At 68.8% G+C, this 2,673-nt stretch carries 3 protein-coding genes and 1 pseudogene; 1 reads left to right on the top strand and 3 read right to left on the bottom strand.

Annotation, left to right across the window (positions count from 1 at the left end; genetic code table 11):
• Nucleotides 1-212 (top strand): annotated as a pseudogene (locus I71_RS15350) (preQ0 transporter); the annotation flags it as partial.
• 69 nt (nucleotides 213-281) lie between these two features.
• On the opposite strand, the gene I71_RS15345 reads toward I71_RS15350, so the two are convergent.
• From I71_RS15345 to I71_RS15335, 3 genes are all read right to left on the bottom strand, one after another.
• Nucleotides 282-956, bottom strand: coding sequence for a ChrR family anti-sigma-E factor (locus I71_RS15345; protein ID WP_042695721.1), 675 nt, complete (start codon nucleotides 954-956; stop codon nucleotides 282-284).
• 10 nt (nucleotides 957-966) lie between these two features.
• Nucleotides 967-1,542 carry a sigma-70 family RNA polymerase sigma factor gene (locus tag I71_RS15340; protein ID WP_042695720.1) on the bottom strand — a complete coding sequence of 192 codons (576 nt, stop codon included), beginning with the start codon at nucleotides 1,540-1,542 and terminating at the stop codon, nucleotides 967-969.
• Nucleotides 1,543-1,790: 248 nt separating this feature from the next.
• Nucleotides 1,791-2,673: substrate-binding domain-containing protein (locus I71_RS15335; protein ID WP_280109877.1), on the bottom strand; the 883-nt coding region annotated here is incomplete at its 5' end.

Below are 2,673 nucleotides of genomic sequence, written 5' to 3'. Positions count from 1 at the left end.
GCGGTCTTCCCATCACCCGCCGTCCGCTGCGCGACCGGCTGTGGATCAGCGCCGCCCTGTCGGTTCCGGTCGACACCGCAATCTTCTTCGGCATGCTGGACGTCTGGGATCCCACCGTCTGGGCTGCCAGCTTCGCCTCGAAGCTGCTCGGCGTCTCGGCGGTCTGGCTGCTGATGCGTGCGCGCGACGGACGGATGGCGGTCGCGGCGTAACCAGGCCTCCAGCTTCCGCCACCCTCTCCCTCCCGGCCAAGCCGCGGGGGGAAAGGGCGGCGCGCACTCTCAGAACCTCTTCACGAACCGGTTGAACAACCGGCCCAGCGGCCCGGTCATCCGCAGCCCGCCGATGGTGGTGGCGAGGCACAGGCAGCCCTCCGGGTCCGACACCGGACGATGGACCAATGACGGGTCGCCGATGGCGATATCGCCGGGCAGGAATTCACCGAACTCGTCGGAAAATCCGCCCTCCAGCACGACGGTCAATTCGATGCCGCCATGGGTGTGCTTTGGAACGCCGACGCCGCCCTTCATGCGGATCAGCCGGGTGGTTCCATCGCGGCCGGACAGCAGATCCAGGCTGCGCATGCCCGGCTGCAGAAAGCTCCAGCCGCCCTCCCCCAGTTGCCCGTCGCGGTCGAGCCGCCCCCGCAGATAGCTGCGCAGCGGTTCGGGATAGCGCGCGCTCACTGCCGTCGACTTGACGGCCGGTCGGCACGGTGCCGGCCGCTCATGGTCCAGGCGGGCCATCAGCGCCTCCAGGCAGCCGTCGGAGAGGGCTTCCGGTTCCAGATCGTCGAGCAGCGCGCCGCCGATGGCCTCCATCTCGGTCACCGCATGGCGGCAGGCGGGGCAGAAGGCCATATGGGTGGCGACCGCCAGCGATGCGCCTTCGCACAGGGCGCCGCCGGCATAGTCGATCAACAGGGTATCACCGGGGTGATGGCTCGGCCGGTTCATCGGAAATGCCTCATCCGACATCCTTCAGCGACCGGCGCAGGCGTTCCATCGCCAGACGCAGGCGCGATTTGACGGTGCCGAGCGGGATGCCATGCTCCGCGGAAATGACGCTGTGCGGCTTGTCCTCGAAATACGCCATGCGCAGAAGTTCGGCCTGTTCCGGCGGCAGGTCCTTCAGCGCGGCGCGCAGGCGCCCGCTGCTCTCCCTCGCCTCGATCCGGCGGTCGGCGGCCTCAGCCGGCTCTGGCACCAGGGCGGGATCGGCCGGGTCGATCTCCGGCCGCTGTTCGCGGCGCAACACATCGATTCGCTTGTTGCGGGCGATGGTGAACACCCAGGTGCCGGCCGAGGCGTGGATCGGATCGTAGGTTTCGGCACGACGCCAGACCAACAGCATAACCTCCTGAACAAGCTCTTCCGCCGCACCGGTGTCGCATCCCAACCGGCGCAGATAGGTCTTCAGCCGCGGCGCAAAGTGGCCGAACAGCGCCCCGAACGCCTGACGGTCCCGCCCGCGCCCGACGGCGACGAGCAGATCTTCCAGGCTGGGGGCCATATCGGCCGTGGGGGTGTGCTGGTCCTGCATCGGCCCATTCAAGGGGAACATCGGCCGCCGCACAAGCCAGGGATGTCACCCATTCCCGGAATTCGCGGCAGCGCCCCCTTTTTCAAGCCCCCTGCGTCAATTCGGCATCCCGCCCTGCACATCGCCACCGGTCGCGCCGGGCTGTATGTCGCCCTGTGACCCCCGATACGCAACCTCCCGACCATTGGATCACGAAAAAATCCGCCCCGCGGCAGTTCGTTCGGATTTGCTGGAGACTGGGTCAGGTTCTATCTGATGAAGCCCATGGCGCGCAGGGCATCGGTTACCTCCGGCATTTCCAGCGCCTCGACGAAGCGGCGGACGGCCGGACGGTCGCGGCGGGCGGCGGGGACGACGAAATCGTAATGCTCCTCCTGCAGCGGCAGGAAGCCCAGCCCATAGAGGGTCGCCGCGGTTTCGATGGCCACGCCCCAGTCGGCGCGGTTCTGCGCCACCGCGACGGCCACAGCGTTGTGCGACTTGGCCTGCGTCCAGTAGCCGGTCGGCCGCGCAGCACCCAGCAGCCGGTCGGTCAGGATGCGGGTGCCGCTGCCGGCGTTGCGGTTGATCAGGATGCAGTCGGCCAAAGCGGCAACCGCGGCAACCGCCTCGGCCGCCGACCTGCCCTCGAACCGCGGATCGCCCCGGCGGAAGACGATGCCCTGCATGCGGCGGTAGCCGGTGACGAGATCCAGCCCCGGCGCCAGGAAGGGCGTGTTGTAGATGCCGGTGGCGGGGTCCATCAGGTGGACGGGGGCGATGTCGCACTCCCCGCGCCGCGCCGCCGCCAGCCCGCCCATCGAACCGACATTCAGCGCCTTGACCGTCATCCCCTCTCCGATCAGCCGGCCCAGCACGGCGTTCAGGCCAATGCACTGGCTGCCGACCACGATCAGGTCGGCCGGCGTCAGCGAGCGGCCGAGCAGTTGGACCGACACCGGCGTGCCCGCCTCCACCGCCTCCGCCTGGGCGTCGATGGCGAGGAAGCCGTCGGCATGGCTGAAGGCGGTGACCCCACCCGATCCCTTTGGACAGAGGATAGGCCGCCAGTTCGTTTCCCGCTCGCGCCATGGACCAGCGAGACCATGAAATACTCCGTGCGCCCGCGCTCCGACCCCCAGCCGCACCGGG

The organism is Azospirillum sp. B506 (assembly GCF_000333595.1).
In the GTDB taxonomy this organism is placed as follows: Bacteria; Pseudomonadota; Alphaproteobacteria; order Azospirillales; family Azospirillaceae; genus Azospirillum.
Note: the sequence above shows the minus strand (reverse complement) of the source record. Positions and strands in the feature narration are given on the sequence as shown.